Genomic DNA, 1,058 nt, shown 5'->3' on the forward strand with positions numbered 1-1,058 from the left:
CACTTGTCATGGACTCATTTAGAGCTTCTAATAGAGTTGTTGGAAAATAAGGGATAATAATCAAGCAGACAAGTAGGGTGACACTAATAGAGTTGTTAGAAAATAAGGTGTAATATACATTTAGCAAAACAAAACTATAAAACTTACTAAAATGCAAAGAGACCTACAACAGCGCATTGAATCTATAAGTAACTATAACACTAGACTGAGACAATATATTACCGAATTAGAAATCTGTGTAGAGCAAATCAAGCAGGAAAAAGAAGATCAGCAAAAACAAATTGCTGAACTTTTAAAGGAACAGACCAAACTAAATGAAATGGTAGCTAAGTTGCAAACAGTCCAAGATGTGAGGCAAATGCAACAGGAACTAGAGAATAAAGAGGCTCAAATCAGGAATCTGCAAGAAAAAAACGAAGCTATACAGGCTGAAAACCTTAAACTGCAAGGTGAAATCACTACTCTGCAAGCAGCAAGAAATTCTGAGGACGAACAACAAACAACACCTTCAATACCTACACCTAGCAGGTATACAAATTTAGAAACCTTGTTAAAAGCTGAAAACTTTAAATTAGCAGATCAAGAAACAAGTAGTGTAATGTTAGCACTAGCTAAAAGACAAAAAGAAGGTTATTTAAGAGTAGAAGATGCAGAAAATTTTCCCTATGAAGAATTGCGCACCATTGACAATCTGTGGTTAAAATATAGTCAGGGTAAATTTGGTATATCTGTCCAACAAGAAATATACAAAAACCTGGGCGGCACAAAACAATTTAATTTGAATGTATGGAGATCTTTCGGAGACAGGGTAGGATGGAGAAAACAAGGTTCATGGCTCAATTACAGCGACTTAAACTTTTCGACACTCGCACCAGTGGGTCATCTCCCAACGGTGCGACTCGCACCAGGGTCATCTCACAGCGGGTGGAAGAATGGTGTTGGGGTTTGGGTTAGTCGGTCGGTCCTTCCCTCCTGTCAAGACATGTAGAGTTTAACCCATAAAGGTTTGATAGTATTGTTAAGTTTTGTAAATAACAAGAAATTTAACAACGGGAACC

1 protein-coding gene is annotated in these 1,058 nt (G+C 37.3%); it reads left to right on the forward strand.

Annotated features, from left to right (window positions below):
* Positions 1-151 precede the first annotated feature (151 nt).
* Positions 152-988 carry a GUN4 domain-containing protein gene (locus ASL19_RS18595; RefSeq protein ID WP_057178079.1) on the forward strand — a complete coding sequence of 279 codons (837 nt, stop codon included), beginning with the start codon at positions 152-154 and terminating at the stop codon, positions 986-988.
* The last annotated feature ends 70 nt before the right edge of the window (positions 989-1,058 follow it).

Source organism: Cylindrospermopsis sp. CR12 (assembly GCF_001432185.1).
In the GTDB taxonomy this organism is placed as follows: domain Bacteria; phylum Cyanobacteriota; class Cyanobacteriia; order Cyanobacteriales; family Nostocaceae; genus Raphidiopsis; species Raphidiopsis raciborskii.